The sequence below is a fragment of the Sphingomonas sp. BLCC-B65 genome, from assembly GCF_028550675.1.
Lineage (GTDB): Bacteria > Actinomycetota > Actinomycetes > Actinomycetales > Microbacteriaceae > Microbacterium.
Map to the genome: position 1 here is coordinate 575,625 of NZ_JAQQGL010000001.1, position 16,929 is coordinate 592,553.

Annotated in this window: 12 protein-coding genes; 4 read left to right on the plus strand and 8 right to left on the minus strand. The window is 68.7% G+C overall.

Translation table 11 applies throughout. From position 1 onward, the window contains the following. Positions 1–3 precede the first annotated feature (3 nt). The 3 genes from ligA to PP359_RS02850 form a co-directional block, all read right to left on the minus strand. Positions 4–2,331 carry an NAD-dependent DNA ligase LigA gene (ligA, locus tag PP359_RS02840; protein ID WP_036316680.1) on the minus strand — a complete coding sequence of 776 codons (2,328 nt, stop codon included), beginning with the start codon at positions 2,329–2,331 and terminating at the stop codon, positions 4–6. A gap of 94 nt (positions 2,332–2,425) precedes the next feature. Then, positions 2,426–3,523 (minus strand): tRNA 2-thiouridine(34) synthase MnmA, encoded by a 1,098-nt coding sequence (mnmA, locus tag PP359_RS02845; RefSeq protein ID WP_499249867.1) that lies wholly within the window; start codon positions 3,521–3,523, stop codon positions 2,426–2,428. Between the two features lie 9 nt (positions 3,524–3,532). Further along, complete coding sequence (locus PP359_RS02850) at positions 3,533–4,774, minus strand: cysteine desulfurase family protein (protein ID WP_499249868.1); 1,242 nt, start codon at positions 4,772–4,774, stop codon at positions 3,533–3,535. Between the two features lie 21 nt (positions 4,775–4,795). Here PP359_RS02850 and glgX point away from each other — a divergent pair, with 21 nt between their 5' ends. Genes glgX through glgB form a run of 3 tightly spaced genes read left to right on the plus strand, consistent with a single transcriptional unit; the run spans position 4,796 to position 11,186 of the window. Further along, positions 4,796–6,895 carry a glycogen debranching protein GlgX gene (gene glgX, locus PP359_RS02855; protein ID WP_499249869.1) on the plus strand — a complete coding sequence of 700 codons (2,100 nt, stop codon included), beginning with the start codon at positions 4,796–4,798 and terminating at the stop codon, positions 6,893–6,895. A 56-nt stretch (positions 6,896–6,951) separates the two neighbouring features. Further along, complete coding sequence (locus tag PP359_RS02860) at positions 6,952–9,051, plus strand: alpha-1,4-glucan--maltose-1-phosphate maltosyltransferase (protein WP_499249870.1); 2,100 nt, start codon at positions 6,952–6,954, stop codon at positions 9,049–9,051. Then, positions 9,048–11,186: a 1,4-alpha-glucan branching protein GlgB gene (gene glgB / locus PP359_RS02865; RefSeq protein WP_499249871.1), complete on the plus strand. Its 2,139-nt coding sequence runs from the start codon at positions 9,048–9,050 to the stop codon at positions 11,184–11,186. Before PP359_RS02860 ends, glgB begins: the two co-directional genes overlap by 4 nt. Before the next feature lie 32 nt (positions 11,187–11,218). Here glgB and PP359_RS02870 read toward each other — a convergent pair whose 3' ends face one another. Together PP359_RS02870 and PP359_RS02875 are read right to left on the minus strand one after the other, a co-directional pair. Next, the gene (locus PP359_RS02870) at positions 11,219–12,145 is read right to left on the minus strand and encodes a tetratricopeptide repeat protein (protein ID WP_499249872.1); all 927 of its coding nucleotides are present in this window, start codon (positions 12,143–12,145) and stop codon (positions 11,219–11,221) included. After that, positions 12,146–13,912 carry a DUF8094 domain-containing protein gene (locus PP359_RS02875; RefSeq protein WP_499249873.1) on the minus strand — a complete coding sequence of 589 codons (1,767 nt, stop codon included), beginning with the start codon at positions 13,910–13,912 and terminating at the stop codon, positions 12,146–12,148. It abuts the gene before it with no gap. A gap of 158 nt (positions 13,913–14,070) precedes the next feature. Here PP359_RS02875 and PP359_RS02880 point away from each other — a divergent pair, with 158 nt between their 5' ends. Further along, positions 14,071–15,150 (plus strand): AI-2E family transporter, encoded by a 1,080-nt coding sequence (locus tag PP359_RS02880; protein ID WP_036316666.1) that lies wholly within the window; start codon positions 14,071–14,073, stop codon positions 15,148–15,150. Between the two features lie 3 nt (positions 15,151–15,153). Here the strand turns inward: PP359_RS02880 and PP359_RS02885 are convergent, their stop codons facing one another. The 3 genes from PP359_RS02885 to PP359_RS02895 are packed head-to-tail and all read right to left on the minus strand — an operon-like array spanning position 15,154 to position 16,886. Continuing rightward, entirely contained in the window at positions 15,154–15,867 is a 714-nt protein-coding gene (locus PP359_RS02885) for an alpha/beta hydrolase (RefSeq protein ID WP_036316654.1), read from the minus strand. A gap of 1 nt (position 15,868) precedes the next feature. Beyond that, positions 15,869–16,150: an Rv1322 family protein gene (locus PP359_RS02890; RefSeq protein ID WP_036316652.1), complete on the minus strand. Its 282-nt coding sequence runs from the start codon at positions 16,148–16,150 to the stop codon at positions 15,869–15,871. A 4-nt stretch (positions 16,151–16,154) separates the two neighbouring features. Further along, positions 16,155–16,886: an aggregation-promoting factor C-terminal-like domain-containing protein gene (locus PP359_RS02895; RefSeq protein WP_499249874.1), complete on the minus strand. Its 732-nt coding sequence runs from the start codon at positions 16,884–16,886 to the stop codon at positions 16,155–16,157. Positions 16,887–16,929: the final 43 nt, after the last annotated feature.

A 16,929-nucleotide genomic window follows, 5' to 3' on the forward strand; every position in this document is an offset into this window, starting at 1 on the left:
CGATCAGCCCGCGTCGGGATCGAGTGCCCCGAGCGCGGCGGGCCCCTGCTCGACGAGGATGCGAAACTGCGCGGCATCGATGATGCGGATGCCGAGTTCCTCCGCCTTGGTGAGTTTCGAGCCCGCGCCCGGACCTGCGGCGACGAAGTCGGTCTTCTTCGACACGGACGAGGCTGCTTTCCCGCCAGCGGCAATGATCGCCTCCTGCGCGCCCTCTCGGGTGTAGCCCTCCAGCGTGCCGGTCGCAACGACCGTGACACCCTCGAGCACGCCGCCGGCGGCGACGGCAGCTCCCGGGCCGGGGTGACCTGGAATCTCCAAGACCGCGCCCGCCGCCGCCCAGCGTTCCACGATCTCCTGATGCCAGTCGACGGCGAACCATTCCAGGAGCGAGTCCGCGATGATGCCGCCGACGCCGTCGACGTCGGCGAGAGCGTCGCGCTCGGCCGCGCGGATCGCGTCCAGCGAACCGAACCACTGCGCGAGTGCCCGCGCGGCGACCGGGCCGACGTGGCGGATGTTCAACGCGACCAGAAACCGCCACAGGTCCTTCGTCTTGGCCTTCTCGAGTTCCTCGAGAAGGGTGAGCGCCTGGGCCGACGGCTGGGGACCTGTGAGTCCCTCCTTCTTCTCCGCCGACGAGGGTTGGCGACGGAAGGGCGCGCGGGTGATCGGTTCGCCGCTGTCGTCATCGAGTTTGGCCTCCCCCGTTTCGCTGTCGCGGACGATCACCTCGATCGGGACGAGCTGTTCGAGTGTGAGGTCGAACAGACCGGCCTCGGTGATCAGCGGGGGCACGGCGGGAACCGACGGCTGCGTCAAGGCCGCTGCGGTGACCTCGCCGAGGGCTTCGATGTCGAGGGCGCCACGGGAGCCGATGTGCTCGACGCGGCCCCGAACCTGGGCGGGACAGGCGCGCGTGTTGGGGCAGCGCAGGTCGATGTCGCCGTCTTTCGCGGGTGCCAGCGTGGAGCCGCATTCCGGGCACCGGGTCGGCATGACGAATGCCCGCTCCGTGCCGTCGCGCAGCTCGACCACGGGACCGAGCACCTCGGGAATGACATCGCCGGCTTTGCGCAGCACGACGGTGTCACCGATGAGAACTCCCTTGGACACGACGACGTCCTGGTTGTGAAGCGTCGCCTGCCGGACGACCGAGCCCGCGACGCGGGCGGGAGCCATCACGGCGAAGGGTGTCGCCCGGCCGGTGCGGCCGACCGAGACGACGATGTCGAGCAGCTTCGTGTTGACCTGTTCCGGCGGGTACTTGTACGCGATGGCCCATCGCGGGGCACGACTGGTCGCGCCCAGCTCACCGTGCAATGCCAGCTCGTCGACCTTGACCACGACGCCGTCGATCTCGTGCTCGACGTCGTGGCGATGCTCGCCGTAGTACGCGACGAACGCCGCCACGCCGTCGATGTCGTCTGCGGTGCGGAAAGACGTGCTCGTCGGCAGCCCCCACGTCGCGAGCAGTGCGTAGACCTCGCTCTGCGAGGACACGGGCGGCTCCGGCCACGCCCCGATCCCATGGACGAGCAGCCGCAGCGATGCGAGCCGGGCGCGTCCGGCTTCGAGCTCCATGCCGCTTTTCTTGTCGAGTTGCTGGCGAAGGCCGCCGCTGGCCGCGTTTCGCGGGTTCGCGAATGCCGGGAATCGGCGGGCGGCGCTTCGGGTGAGCTTCTCCTCGTCGCCTCCGCGCTCACGACCGTCCGTGATGACACGCTCGCGCAACCGGGCCTGGAGAGCGTTGAGTTCGTCGAAGGCCGCGACGGGGATGTAGACCTCGCCGCGCACCTCCACGATCGGAGGATGCCCTTCACCCGCGAGTCGTGCAGGAATGCCCGCGACCTGGAGCGCATTGACGGTGACGTCCTCGCCCACTCGTCCGTCGCCGCGGGTGGCGGCCGACACGAGAACGCCGTGCTCGTAGCGGAGATTGATGGCCAGGCCGTCGATCTTCAGCTCCAGCAGCCAACGGACGTGTCGTCCCGCGGCAGCCGATGTCTTCGTGCACCAGTCTCGCAGCTCGTCCGCGCTGAAGACGTTGTCGAGGCTGAGCATGCGCTCGGCGTGTTCGACGGGCGCGAACATCGAGCTCTGCGCCGCGCCCACCGACTGCGTCGGCGAATCCTGTCCCTGCACCTCGGGGAAGGCGCGCTCCACTGCTTCGAGCCGCCGCATCCACCCGTCGTAGGTCGCGTCGTCGACGATCTCGGCGTCGCGCCCGTAGTACGCGTCCCGGGCGCCGAGGATGAGGTCGGTCAATCGCTCCGCGTCGAGGCGGGCGTCGTCGAGGTTCGTCGGAAGGGAGACTTCATCATCCGTCACCCGGCCAGTGTAGGTGGGGCGGCCGACATCGCCCTGCCCCTTGCGCGCCGCGCGTGGCCCGGTGCCCGCGGTCGCACGCTGACGGGGGTCGAGCTCAACCCGCGATGGGGACGGCCGAGACCGTGCGGTCGACCGTGAATTGCCCGATCACCCGCGTGCCGTCGTAGAGCACCGCGGTCTGACCCGGCGCGACGCCGTCGAAGGGGGCATCCGCGCGCACCGTGACGATGCCGTCGCGGACCACGGCCGACGCCCTCACGGGGTCGGCGTGGGCGCGGATCTGCACCTGGCAGGGGAACTCGGCATCCTGCGGCGCTCGGCCGGCCCAGCTGTGGCGAGAGCCTGAGATCTCCGCCGTGGCCAGCGCCTCCTTCGGACCGACGACGACCGTGTTCGAGACGGGACGGACCTCGAGGACGAATCGCGGCTTGCCATCGGACGCGGGAACGCCCAGCTGCAGACCGCGACGCTGTCCGACCGTGTACCCGTGCGCGCCGTCGTGGCTTCCCACGACCGCGCCGTCACGGTCGATGATGTCGCCGTGCGCGGTGCCGACCTTTTCGGCAAGCCACCCGCGGGTATCGCCGTCGGGGATGAAGCAGATGTCGTGGCTGTCGGGCTTCTGGGCGACCGTCAGGCCGCGCTCTGCTGCTTCGGCACGCACGAGGGCCTTGGAGGGCGTCGACCCCAGCGGAAAGTAGGTGTGGGCCAGCTGTGAGGCCGTCAGCACCCCCAAGACGTAGGACTGGTCCTTGGCCTCGTCGCTCGCCCGGTGCAGTTCGCGTCCGTCGGGTGTGTCGACGATCATCGCGTAGTGACCGGTGCACACCGCGTCGAAGCCGAGCTCGAGCGCACGCTCGAGCAGAGCTGCGAACTTGATCTTCTCGTTGCAGCGCATGCACGGGTTCGGCGTCCGACCCGCGCGATACTCGGCGATGAAATCGTCGATGACGTCGTCGCGGAACCGCTCGGAGAAATCCCAGACATAGAAGGGGATGCCGAGCCGATCGGCCGCCCGGCGCGCATCCATCGCGTCTTCGATCGTGCAGCAGCCGCGGCTTCCCGTTCGCAGCGTGCCACCGGCACGCGAGAGGGCGAGATGGACGCCGACGACGTCGTGACCGGCATCCACGGCGCGCGCAGCCGCCACGGCGGAATCGACGCCGCCGCTCATGGCCGCCAGGATACGCATCGCTCCAGTCTACGAGGGCTGCACGCCCGCGGCTCCGAGTCCTCGCGGCCGGGCGGCACTGGTCGCCCGGGCATAGGCCAGCGGAAGCGCCGCGATCAGAGCATCGACATCACTCGGCGCGGTGGTGCGGCCGAGGGTGATCCGCAGTACCGAGCGCGCGACGGCCTCGTCGCGCCCCAGAGCGAGGACGACGTGCGAGGGTTCAGCGACACCGGCCTGGCACGCAGACCCGGTCGAGACCGAGATCCCTTCCTGATCGAGGAGGAACAGCAACGTCTCCCCCATCGCGCCCGGCAGATGGACGTGCACATTGCCTGCAAGGCGATCGCGGGCATCGCCCAGCAACTCGGCCTGCGGGATCGCGGCCCGGATGCCGGACAGCAGCCGATCTCCCAGCGCCGCCAGCCGTGTCTGTTCGCTGACGCGTTCGGCCTCGGCGTCTTCGAGGGCGACGGCGAGCGCCGCGGCTCCGGCGATGTCCGGCGTGCCCGAGCGCAGTCCGCGTTGCTGGCCTCCGCCGTGCAGCAGCGCTGCGATGCGGGCATGGCGTGAGACGACGACGGCGCCCGTTCCGACGGGAGCACCGACCTTGTGCCCCGAGATGCTGAGGGTCACCAGACCGGCGCCCGGTGGGGCATCGCCGCGCCAGGTGGAGAAGGACACCGGCAGGTGACCCATCGCCGCGACGGCGTCGAGGTGCAGCGGCACGTCGGCGGCCGCGGCGGATGCCGCCAGCTGAGCGGCATCCTGGACCGTACCCACCTCGTTGTTGGCGACCAGCGCGGTCGCCAGGGCCGCGGGGTCGGGGGCGCTCAGCGCCGTTCGGAATCGGTCGAGAGGAATGTGCCCGACCGAATCGAGAGCGACCGCGCGCACGCGGGCGCCCCGCAGGCGCAGCCAATCCACGGTGTCCACGCTCGCATGGTGCTCGCCGTCGGGCAGGACGACGGCGTCTCGATCATCGGGCTTGCTCCACCACAGACCCTTCAGCGCCAGGTTGATGCCTTCGGTCCCCCCGGAGGTGAGCACCACCTCGATCGGGTCGCAGCCGAGCACGGCGGCGATGCGCTCGCGCGACTCCTCCAGCAGTCGTCGTGCGGCCTGTCCGGCACCGTGCACCGAGGACGCATTGCCCGTCAGCGTCGCCGCCGCCATCCATGCGTCGCGGGCGCTGTCTCGCAGGGGCGCCGACGCCGCATGGTCGAGGTAGATCGACATGACGCTCCCGCCCTCGTGACGACGCGGACTCACCGCGTCACTACTCTAGAGCGCATGGCCAGCCCGAAGCCGTCCCGTGTCGCCGAAGCCCACCCTGCCACGCCCGCTCCCTTCCTCGGACCCGCCTTCGACCGGCTCGGCGTCACCCTCGGCGCCGAAGGCGGGACTCTGCGCGTGTGGTCGGAGGATGCGACCGGCATCGATCTCGTCGTCTTCGACGCCGATGATCTCGACTGGATCACCGCGACCATCCCGTTGGCCCCCGCGGGAGGCGATGTCTGGCAGGTGACGACACCGGATCTGCGCGTAGGGGCGTGCTACGCGCTTCGCGTGACAGGACCGTCCGGTCCCGGGCAGACCTTCAACCCGGAGAGCCTGCTCCTCGACCCCTATGCGCGAGGACTCGTGCCCGTGCGCATCGGCCAGTGGCGCGCGGCCGTCGTCGATGACGCATTCGACTGGAACGACGTGCCGCGCCCGCACACGCCGATGGACCGCACCGTCATCTACGAGGCGCACGTGAAGGGTCTCACCAAGCGGCACCCGGACATCCCGCCGGCGTTGCACGGCACCTACGCGGGACTCGGCCATCCGGCGATGATCGCGCACCTGCGGGATCTCGGCGTGACGGCCGTCGAACTCCTGCCGATCCACGCGTTCGAGACGGAGCCCCGTCTTCTGCATCAGGGACTGACGAACTACTGGGGCTACAACACTCTCAACTTCTTCAGCGCACACGCCCCGTACGCGACGGCGGAGGCCGTCGCCGCCGGCCCGGATGCCGTGCTGCGGGAGGTGAAGACCATGGTGCGTGACCTCCATGCGGCGGGCATCGAGGTCATCCTCGACGTGGTGTACAACCACACGTCCGAGCTCGGTCTGGGCGGACCGAGATCCAGCTTCCGCGGCATCGACAACCGGGGCTACTACCGGCAGGAAGACGACGGCGCCTACATCGACGTCACAGGCTGCGGAAACGCCGTCAACACGGCGACCGACGCCGCCGCGCGTCTGGTGCTGGACTCCCTGCGGTACTGGGCCGACAACGTGCAGATCGACGGTTTCCGCTTCGACCTGGCCGTGACCCTCGGCCGTGGGAGTGACAACGCCTTCGATCCCCATCACCCGCTGCTGCGGGCCATCGTCGAGGACCCGGCGCTCGCGGATCTGAAGATGATCGCCGAGCCATGGGACGTCGGTATGGGCGGCTGGCAGACGGGTAACTTCGGGAGCGGCTGGGCCGAATGGAACGACCGCTACCGCGACCGCGTCCGCAACTTCTGGCTGAGCGACATCGACTACGCCCGCCGCGCGTCGACATCCCCCGTCGGCATCGGAGGGTTCGCGACGCGGCTCGCCGGCTCATCGAACACCTTCACCGCGGAACGCGGGCCGCTTGCGAGCATCAACTTCGTCACGGCGCACGACGGGTTCACGCTGCGCGACCTCGTCTCCTACGACGTCAAGCACAACCTCGGCAACGGCGAGCAGAACCGTGACGGGGCCGACACCAACCGGTCCTTCAACCACGGCGCCGAAGGCCGCACCGACGACGACACGATCCTCGCGACGCGCCGCAAGGCCATGCGCAACCTCATGGGAACGCTGCTGCTGTCGGCCGGCGTGCCGATGATGACGGCGGGAGACGAGGCCGGCCGGACCCAGCGAGGGAACAACAACGCCTACTGCCACGACTCTCCTCTCACGTGGGTCAACTGGGAGCACGCACCCTGGCAGGAGGACCTGCAGGCCCACGTCCGCCGTCTCATTCAGGTGCGCCGCGACAACCCCGCCCTGCGACCGCGCCGTTTCGCCCGCGACGCTCACGTCGTCCCCAGCGCGTCGGTCATCGACTGGTACGACGAGAACGGCGAGACGATGTCGATCGAGCGGTGGACCGATCCCGCTCACCGGACCCTGCAGTATGACGCGGCATCCACGCCGGAAGAGGAGGACCCGAACCGTATCCTGCTGGTCGTGCACGGCACCGAGAGGCCGGTCGAGGTCACGCTTCCCACGATCGAGGGCGTGAGCGGCTACGTGTCACTGTGGTCCAGCGTGCCTGACCGTCCCGACACGACCGAGCCGCTGTTCGCGCCGGGCGCCGTGCTCACCCTCCCCGGAACCGCTCTGCATCTGTTCCGGATGCAATGACGCGAACCGGACGCCGAGTGGTGTGCCCGTTCGGTGTTCGGCGGTAGGTTCGAGACGTGGCTTCGACGACGCGCTCCGCTCCCTCCGTTCCTCCTCGCGCGACGACGCTGCGCAGCGCTGCACAGATTCCGGTCCGCCCGGTCACCGTCTGGCGGGGCGTCACCGACACGCGGGCGGGACGGATCCCGATGGCACTGCCGCACCCGTCCGTGCCGGACGCGCTGTTTCGGCCATCCGCCTTCTCCGGCGAAGCCGTTCCGTTCACCGTCACCGCCTTCCGCGAGGGCCACGATCTCATCGGCGTGCACGTGCGGCTCTTCTCCCCCTCCGGAGAGGAGTCGTTGCACCGGCTGTCTGCACGCGGCGATGGCTTCGACCGCTGGAGCGTCGACATCGCTCCCCTGGAAGAGGGCATCTGGCGGTTCCGCTTCGAAGCGTTCGGCGACGATGTCGCGACGTGGGAGCACGCGGCCGACGTGAAGATCGCGGCGGGGGTCGACACCCCGCTCATGCGCGAGATGGGCGCGAGACTGTTCGCCGATGCGGCGCGGGAGAAGGATCGCCCCGCAGCCGAACGCAAGGCGTTGAACGCTGCCGCCGGCGCGCTGCGCGACCCGGGGACGAGCGATGACGAGGCGTTGGCCGTCGTCCGCGACCCCGCGATCGCCGCGTACTTCGACGCACGTCCCCTGCAGTCGCTCGTCACAGTGGGCCCCGATCTCGAGCTGCTCGTGGAGCGGGAGCGCGCGGGCGTCGGCGCCTGGTACGAGTTCTTCCCCCGGTCCGAGGGCGCGAAGCGATTGAAGGACGGATCGATCAAGAGCGGCACCTTCCGCACGGCCACCAAGCGGCTGCCGGCGGTCGCCGCGATGGGCTTCGACGTGCTGTACCTGCCGCCGATTCACCCCATCGGCGAGGTCAACCGCAAGGGACCCAACAACACGCTGACCGCCGCCGCGGGCGATCCCGGCTCGCCGTGGGCCATCGGGTCGGCAGCCGGCGGCCACGACACGGTGCACCCCGACCTGGGCACCCTCGCAGACTTCCGGGCCTTCGTCCGTGCGGCGCGGACCGAGGGACTCGAGGTCGCGCTCGACCTCGCTCTTCAGGCGGCGCCCGATCACCCGTGGGTCGCCGCTCACCCGGAGTGGTTCACCACCTTGCCCGACGGCACGATCGCCTACGCGGAGAATCCCCCGAAGAAGTACCAGGACATCTACCCGATCAACTTCGACAACGATCCTGCGGGCATTCGCGCCGAAGTCCTCCGCATCGTCCGGCACTGGATCGCCCAGGGCGTGAAGATCTTCCGCGTGGACAACCCGCACACGAAGCCGCTGCAGTTCTGGGAATGGCTCATCGCCACGGTGAATGCCGAGCACCCGGACGTGATCTTCCTGGCCGAGGCCTTCACTCGTCCAGCTCCTCTTCAGGCGCTCGCGCAGGCCGGCTTCCAGCAGAGCTACTCGTACTTCACGTGGCGCAACACCAAGGCGGAGTTGGAGGAGTTCCTTCGCTGGGTGGCCCACGACACCGCGGACTTCATGCGGCCCAATCTCTTCGTCAACACGCCTGACATCCTCACCGAGTACCTCCAGTACGGGGGGCGCCCCGCCTACAAGATCCGGGCAGCCCTGGCCGCCACCGCTGGCGCCTCCTACGGCGTGTACGCCGGCTACGAGCTGATCGAGAACGTGGCCCGGCCGGGGTCGGAAGAGAACATCGACAACGAGAAGTACGAGTACAAGCTGCGCGACTGGGATGCCGCGGCATCCCAGGGCCTTTCCATCGCGCCCTACCTGACGCGCCTCAACGAGATCCGCCGCGCTCATCCGGCGCTGCGACAGCTGCGTGACGTCTCTCTCCACTGGAGCGACGACGACGCGATCCTCGTCTACGTCAAGCACCTTCCCGCGGCGCTGAGCGTCGACGGCGTGGACGACACGATCATCGTCGTCGCCAATGTCGACCCGCATTCGATCCGCCAGACCACGGTGCACATCGACTCCACCGTGTTCGGCGTTGCCCGCGGCGTCGACTACGTTGTCGAAGACCTCGTGACCGGCGCGAGCTGGACCTGGAATCAGGACAACTTCGTCCGTCTCGACGCATTCGACGAACCCGTTCACATCCTGCACGTGAAGGAGACGCGATGAGCGATATCTCGGACGAGGTCCTCGACACGGTCGCGACGGGTTCGTATCACGCCCCGCACGACGTCCTCGGTCCGCATCAGCGCGCCGATGGATCGTGGGTCATCCGTGCACGTCGGCCGATGGCGTCGTCGGTGACGGCCGTCGCGGACGACGGCACCGAGATCGCGCTCGATCACGTGCGCGGAGGAATCTGGGAGGGCGAAAGCCCGACACAGCCGCGGGCGTACGAGTTGGTGGCCACCTACGAGGGCGGTGCCGACTACCGCGTCGACGATCCCTACCGTCACCTTCCGACCCTGGGCGACGTCGACCGCCACCTGATCGCGGAGGGTCGGCACGAGCAGCTCTGGCAGGCACTCGGCGCACACGTGCGTCATTACGACGGCGTCAGCGGTGTGTCGTTCGCCGTGTGGGCTCCGAATGCGCGCGCGGTTCGCGTGGTCGGCGACTTCAACGCGTGGGACGGCCAGGGGCACGCGCTGCGCAGCCTCGGCTCCAGCGGTGTCTGGGAGTTGTTCGTGCCCGGGCTCACTGCCGGCGCGGTCTACAAGTACGAGATCCTCACGCGCCACGGCGGCTGGATTCTCAAGGCCGATCCGATGGCCCAGCGTGCCGAGGTTCCGCCGGCGACCGGCTCCGTCGTGACCGAAAGCGCGTACAGCTGGGGCGACGAGGAGTGGATGGCCGCCCGCGCCGGCCGCGATGTCCTGTCCCAGCCGATGTCGACGTACGAGCTCCACCTCGGGTCGTGGCGACCCGGACTCGGCTACCGGGACGCGGCCGAGCCCCTGATCGCTTATCTCACCGAGACCGGCTACACCCACGTCGAGTTCCTGCCGCTGGCCGAGCATCCGTTCGGCGGCTCATGGGGCTATCAGGTCAGTGGCTACTACGCGCCGACGAGCCGCTTCGGCAGCCCCGACGACCTGCGCTATCTGATCGACCGCCTGCACCAGGGCGGCTTCGGCGTCATCATGGACTGGGTTCCGGGCCATTTTCCGAAAGACGCCTTCGCTCTCGCCCGCTTCGACGGCGACCCCCTCTACGAGCACCCCGATCCCCGCCGTGGCGAGCACAAGGACTGGGGCACGCTCATCTTCGACTACGGCCGCAACGAGGTGCGCAACTTCCTCGTGGCCAACGCGTTGTACTGGTTCGAGGAGTTCCACGTCGACGGGCTGCGCGTCGATGCCGTGGCCTCGATGCTCTACCTCGACTATTCGCGCGAACCCGGCGAGTGGGAGCCGAACATCTACGGCGGTCGCGAGAACCTGGAGGCCATCCGGTTCCTTCAGGAGGTCAACGCCACCGCATACAAGCGTTACCCCGGCATCGCCATGATCGCGGAGGAGTCCACCAGCTACCCGGGCGTCACGGCGCCCACGAGCGCCGGAGGCCTCGGCTTCGGTCTCAAGTGGAACATGGGCTGGATGAACGACTCGCTCGAATACATCAAGCGTGACCCCATGTACCGCGGCCATCATGAGGGCGAACTGTCCTTCTCCTTCGTGTACGCCTTCAGCGAACACTTCGTCCTTCCGATCAGCCATGACGAGGTCGTTCACGGGAAGGGCACGTTGTTCACACGGATGCCGGGTGATCACTGGCAGAAGCTCGCCAACACCCGCGCCTTCCTGGCGTACATGTGGGGTCATCCGGGCAAGCAGCTGCTGTTCATGGGCCAGGACTTCGGGCAGCTGTCCGAATGGTCGGAGGGACGAGGACTGGACTGGTGGATGCTCGATCAGCCGCCGCACCGTCAACTCCTCGACTTCGTGGCTGCGCTCAATCGCGTCTACCGGGAGAACTCACCGTTGTGGGCGCGCGACAGCGACGGCTCCGCCTTCCGGCGCCTCGGGGCCCCCACCTGGAACCCGAACGTCATCGCCTTCGCGCGGGATGACGACCGGGGCAACACCGTGGTCGTCATCTGCAACTTCTCCGGTGTTCCCCTTCACGACTACGCCCTGGACCTGCCCGCCGGCGGAGCGTGGCGGGAACTGCTCAACTCCGATGCGGAAGCCTACGGCGGCTCCGGAGTGGGCAACTTCGGGACCGTGCACGCCGATGACAACGGGCGCGCGACGCTCGTTCTGCCGCCGCTCGGCGTGCTCTGGCTCGGCCGCTTCGCCTGAACAGCCGGCGACCGGTGCCGGAACGTTCCGTGTCAGAACAGCAGTGAGGTCAGACGACCACGGGCGCGGATGACGCGCGGGTCGCCGTCGCCGATCAGTCCGAAGAGCTCGACGAGGCGGTCGCGCACGGCGCCGCGCTCATCCGCGGGAAGCACGGCGAACAGGTCGAGCAGGCGCGCGAACGCGTCGTCGACGTGACCGCCGACGATGTCGAGGTCAGCCACGGCGAACTGCGCATCGATGTCGCGGGGCGCGGATGCCGCGGCATCCCGCGCCTGTTGCAGATCCAGGCCCTGGACGCGCTGCAGGAGACGTACCTGGCCGAGACCGGCCCGAGCCTCCTCGTCGCGCGGGTTCTCCGCGAGCGCCGCTTCGTACGCCGCGACGGCGCGCGCGTAGTCACCCGCTTCGATCGCATCGAACGCCTCTTGGTGCCGCGGGGGCAGGACGGGCTCGTCGGATTCCGGCTCGGACGCCCCGTCGACGGGGACCGTGCCCGTGACGCCGTTCTGGGCAGCCAGCTGCAGCAGCTGGGCGAAGACGTCGCGGACCTGCTGCTCCGGCACCGCGCCGGTGAACAGTGGAACGGGCTGCCCCGCGACGAGGGCGACGACCATGGGGATCGACTGCGCGCGGAAGCCCTGGGCGAGCTGAGGGTTCGCGTCGACATCGACCTTGGCGAGCACCACACGTCCGTCGAGCTCGGTCACGACTTTCTCGAGAATCGGGCTCAGCTGCTTGCAGGGGCCACACCACTCGGCCCACAAGTCGACCACGACCGGCACGGATCGCGACAGCTCGAGCACCTGGCCGAAGCTCTCGTCGGTGGCATCGAAGATCAGCGACGCGCGGGAGCCCGCGGCCGGCGCCGCCGCACCGGCCGGTGCCGACGGGCGCGAACGCAAAGACGACAGGTCGACGGCACCGCGCAGCACGGCGCCCGAGGTGGGATCGCTCACTTAGGGGGCTACTTTCGCGTCGAGGATGGAGGTCGAGTATCCCAGCAGCTGAATGCGCTTGCTGGAACTCTGAGAAGGGACGAAGAAGAAGAGCTGGTCGACGAAGGTCGTCGTGAAACCGGTCGAGGACTGATTCACTCCGGTGAGGGTCTGCACGATTGCGTTGTTGTCGAGCTTGATGACGGCGTCGGTGTTCGTGGGCTTGACCGTGTCGCTTTCATGCACGGTCACCGCGACGATCGCTCCCGAATCCAGCGTGGCGAGCGAGATGGGTTCGTCCGGGCCGGCGGATGCGGCGTACGTCAGCGTCCCGGTCTGCGCCCCGGTCTGATTGAACGCCTGCAGTCGCGTGGCGCGGTTGTCCGCGACCAGCTTGCGGAAGGGGTCGTTCGTCGAGTCGAACTGTGCTGCGAACGCGCTGCTGTCGCCGTTGGTGAGGATGTCGGCGTAGGCCGCGGCCACCTTGTTGGGAGCCAGCGCGAGGAACGGCGAGTCCGGGTCGATGGAGATCGCGCCGACGTAGGAGGGCGCGAGGTTGAGACTGGCCTGCGACACCAGCTCGGCTTCCCTGCTCACCTTGTACGGAGACCAGGGGTCCTCCTGGGTCACGCTCAGAATGACGTCCCCCGTCTCGATGACAGCGAAGAACGTGCGCGGCCACCCGTCGTAGGCCTCGGGGAGAATGATCTTCACCGGCTTGTCCGGCACGGCGTTCAGCGCGGTGTGCCCGGCGACGTCGCGCAGCTTGTAGTCGGTCTCTCGAGCCGCCAGTGCCGATCCCGTCAACCGCAGCGCGGCCGCCGCGGGATCCTTCGCGGCGTCTGCCTTCGCCACCTGCTCGGAGATCCGCGTGAGGATGCGCTCGCCTTGCTGCTGCGTCACGGCGGGCTGTCCCTGGTCCTGCGGCACGACGACGCTCTCGGATGCCGTGGGGGTCGGGGTGCCGGCCAGCTGAGGCCATGCGTCCGCGGTGCAGCCGGTGAACAGCAACGCAGCGACGCCGACGGCCGGAGCCGCGAGCAGTGCGCGCTTGCCGCGCGTCAGCTGACGCCTCGAGGGCGTGGCGCTGATGACACCCTTGTCGGCACCCGTGACCGCGACGTCGATGGGCTCGGTCACGGGCATGGGAAGGCCCTTGCGTCGCGGTCCCCGCGATCGGCGCGCATGTCGCACGCCGAGGACGTACACGATGATGCCGACCAGCAGGAAGATGCTGCCCAGCACGATGAGCGGCCCCGCCCAGGGAGTGGTCGCGCCCGTCGGCCAGCTGAGGGTGAGGCTGCTCGGTGCCGGCTTCACTCCGTCAGTGGCGACGAGCAGGCTCATGTCCGCGGGAAGCTGCAGAGGGGTGATGAGGACGTCGTCCTGCTGGAACTCGTCCAGCCAGAGGTCGGAGCCGACGGGCGTGATCGGCGCGCTGCCGGCCGCGGGCGGGTTCTTCGCCGCGACCGCTGTCGTCGTGGTGGCGCCCCCGTCGAGGGTCACGTGGGTGTACGACGAGGGCGTCAACCACGCTTTCAGGTCGGCCGTGCGCCCGTAGGACGCGAAAATCGTGCCCGCTTCCTGAACGCGGAGAGTCTGCGAGCCGCTGTGGCTGTTGAGCACGCTGCCGTCGATCAGGATGTACGGCGCGTCTCCGGCGACGGAGATCGTCTCGCTCTCGGTGCGCGGACCCTGCAGCACGGTGCGCTGGGCGATGCCGGCACCGATCATGACCGCAGCCAGCACGAAGGCTGTCACAGCCCAGACGAAACGCACGTAAGACACCTCCCGCGCGCACCGCAGACGGGATCGCGGCGCGCAATCGACATTCCAGCCTAGCGACATCCTGCTGTGCGTCGCCCGGGAGCACTCTCTCCCTGCGGTGGAACTGCGTGGCCGTGTTGACGGGAAAAGCGCCGCTCGGTGCGTATTCTGACATCACCATGAAGCTGCAGCATCCGTTCCGAACGGCTCTCGTCGCCACTCTCGGCGTCGGGGTCGGCATCCTGCTCATCTCCAGCGTGCAGTCGCTGTCGACGATTCTGCTGTACGTGGGGACGGCTCTCTTCCTGGCGCTCGGCCTCGATCCTCTCGTGAGCTGGCTCGAGCGCCGCCGTCTGCCGCGGTGGGCAGCGCTTCTGATCACCTTCGCCGCCGTGCTGGCGGTGTTCACCGGCATCGTGCTGATCGTCATCCCGGTCCTCGTGGGGCAGATCGCGCAGCTGATCACACAGGTCCAGCGCCTCATCGACAGCGCCGTCAACGGGTCATGGAACCCCGTCGACGATCTGTCGAAGTGGCTGCACTCGACCTTCCCCGCGCTGGACGTCGACATGGCGTTCAAGTACGCATCCGACTGGTTCAACAGCCTGGACTTCGCTCAGATCGGCACCTCTGCCGGCAACGTGATCCTCGGCATCGGCGCCTCGATCATCTCGCTCATCACCGGCGCGATCATCATCCTGATCCTCACGATCTACTTCACGGCCTCGACCCCTTCGCTGAAGGCGGCTGCCGCTCAGCTCGTGCCCGCCTCGAAGCGCGCGCGATACATCGATCTCTCCGAGCAGATCACCGCGTCCGTGGGTCACTACGTCATGGGTCAGGTCACGCTCGGTGCGATCAACGGTGTGCTCAGCGCCGCGTTCCTCTCGATCATCGGCGCCCCGTTCCCGGCCGTCTTGGCGGTGATCGCGTTCTTCTTCTCGCTGATCCCCCTCGTCGGCACCCTCACCGGCTCGGCGATCATCGTGCTCACCTGTCTCATCCCCGGGCTCAGCTCGCCTCTGACGGCGATCGTGGCACTCGTCTGGTACGTCGTGTACATGCAGGTGGAGGCTTACATCCTGTCGCCGCGCATCATGAATCGTGCGGTGTCGGTGCCCGGCGCCGTCGTCGTGATCGCCGCATTGGCCGGCGGCGCCCTCCTCGGGCTTCTCGGCGCGCTCATCGCGATTCCCGTCGCGGCCAGCGTCCTGATCATCTACCGGCAGGTCATCATTCCCCGTCAGAACGAGCGCTGAGTCCTATCCCTCGTCCCATTCGGTGGCGAGGGGCAGCGCGTCCGGGTTGACGGCTGCGACGATCTCCGTCAGAACGCGGCGGGTCTGCGTCTCCCCCACCCAGAGATGCTTGCCCCCGTCGACGGCGATCACTCTCGCGTGGTCGACCGGCGCGAAGCGGTCCCGAGCCTGCTCCGGGCGAAGGTAGTCGTCGAACTCCGGGATCAGCGCCACCAGCTGCCGAGACTCCCCCTGCCACGCGGCGACGTCCTCTGCCGTCGCACGATGCAACGGCGGCGAGAGCAGGATGACGCCGTCGATCGCGTGATCCCGGCCGTATTTGAGAGCGAGCTCGGTACCGAAAGACCATCCCACCAGCCAAGGATGCGGCAGCCCTCGCGCCTCGACGAAAGCGAGCGCCGCGGCGACGTCGAACTCTTCGGCGCGTCCGCCGTCGAAGGCTCCCTCACTCGTTCCGCGGGGCGATGTCGTGCCGCGCGTGTTGAAGCGCAGGACCGCAAGGTCGGCCAGAGCCGGCAGCCGTCCGGCTGCCTTTCTCAGGATGTGCGAGTCCATGAACCCGCCGGCCGTCGGCAGCGGATGCAGTGTCACGAGCGTCGCGACGGGGTCGCGCTGTTCGGGAAGGGCAAGTTCGCCCACGAGGGTCAACCCGTCGAGGGTCTGAAGCTCGATCTCCTCACGCCGGGCGGGCAAGAGCACCGGTCCGCGAATCTCCATCTCATGCCACCTTCCAACAAGCCGTGTGCCAGTGTCGACGCGCGGCCAGATCCGCTGCGTCGCCCAGGACGCCATCGGCACGCCACACCACCACGTGGGCCGTGCCGGGCGGGATCGACCGACCGCACCCCGGACACGTGTAGTTCTTCTGCGCCTGTACGGCGCTCACGGGTTGTACGGTCCATTCCGCGCCGCGCCGGCTCTCGGTGCGCTTCCAGCCGCTCAGCAGCCGATCGAACGAATCGTCGGCTGGTGAGGGCTGCCGTCGGTTCGCGCGCGGCATCTTCTCAGTACCACCCCGTGGACTGTGAGTGCGACCACGCCCCGCACGGGCTGCTGTAGCGTCCGCCGATGTAGCCGAGGCCCCAGGCGATCTGCGTGGCGGGGTTGGTCTCCCAATCGGCGCCCGCGGATGCCATCTTGCTTCCCGGAAGCGCCTGCGGAATGCCGTAGGCACCGCTTCCGGCGTTGTACGCGCCCACACGCCATCCGGACTCCTTGTTCCACAGCGCCACCAGGCAGGCGAACTCGTCGTCGCCCCAACCGCGTTGCTGCACCATGGCGTAGGCGATCGACTGCGCCGTGCCCGGATCGGGTGCGACGAACGGAGGCGACCACGACGAACTCGACGCGGACGACCCCGTCGCTGCTGACGGCGTCGGGGTGGGCTTGGGTGTGACGTACACGCTGTACACGACGCCGTCTCGTCCGAGTCCGACTGTCTGGTCGGATGCCGCGAGGTAAGCCTGTGCGTTCGCGATGGTGGACGCATAGAGGGAGATCGGAGCCACCTCTGCGGCGTGCGCGCGCGGGCTCGCCGCCGTCATCGGGCCGATGTAGGCGGCACCGAAGCCGAGAACGGCCAGGACCGCGAAGACGCTCATGACGCCGCGTCGGCGCGACCACTTTGCCGTCGCAGCGGCTGGACGGACGCGACGCCCGGCGACGTGGTTCCTCCGCGCGGCACGCGTCGCAGGGACGTCGGCGCTGGCGGGCGTCAGATCGGCGTCGGCAGTCACAGTCCTCCGATTCTAGCGCCCGGCGTTGGGCGTGTCAGGCGGG

What these genes read in the sequence shown, in the direction of transcription:
- mnmA (WP_499249867.1), bottom strand. Translation starts at nt 3,523, where the DNA reads ATGCGTATCCTGGCGGCCATGAGCGGCGGCGTCGATTCCGCCGTGGCG.
- glgX (WP_499249869.1), top strand. Translation starts at nt 4,796, where the DNA reads ATGGCCAGCCCGAAGCCGTCCCGTGTCGCCGAAGCCCACCCTGCCACG.
- glgB (WP_499249871.1), top strand. Translation starts at nt 9,048, where the DNA reads ATGAGCGATATCTCGGACGAGGTCCTCGACACGGTCGCGACGGGTTCG.
- PP359_RS02880 (WP_036316666.1), top strand. Translation starts at nt 14,071, where the DNA reads ATGAAGCTGCAGCATCCGTTCCGAACGGCTCTCGTCGCCACTCTCGGC.
- PP359_RS02885 (WP_036316654.1), bottom strand. Translation starts at nt 15,867, where the DNA reads ATGGAGATTCGCGGACCGGTGCTCTTGCCCGCCCGGCGTGAGGAGATC.
- PP359_RS02890 (WP_036316652.1), bottom strand. Translation starts at nt 16,150, where the DNA reads ATGCCGCGCGCGAACCGACGGCAGCCCTCACCAGCCGACGATTCGTTC.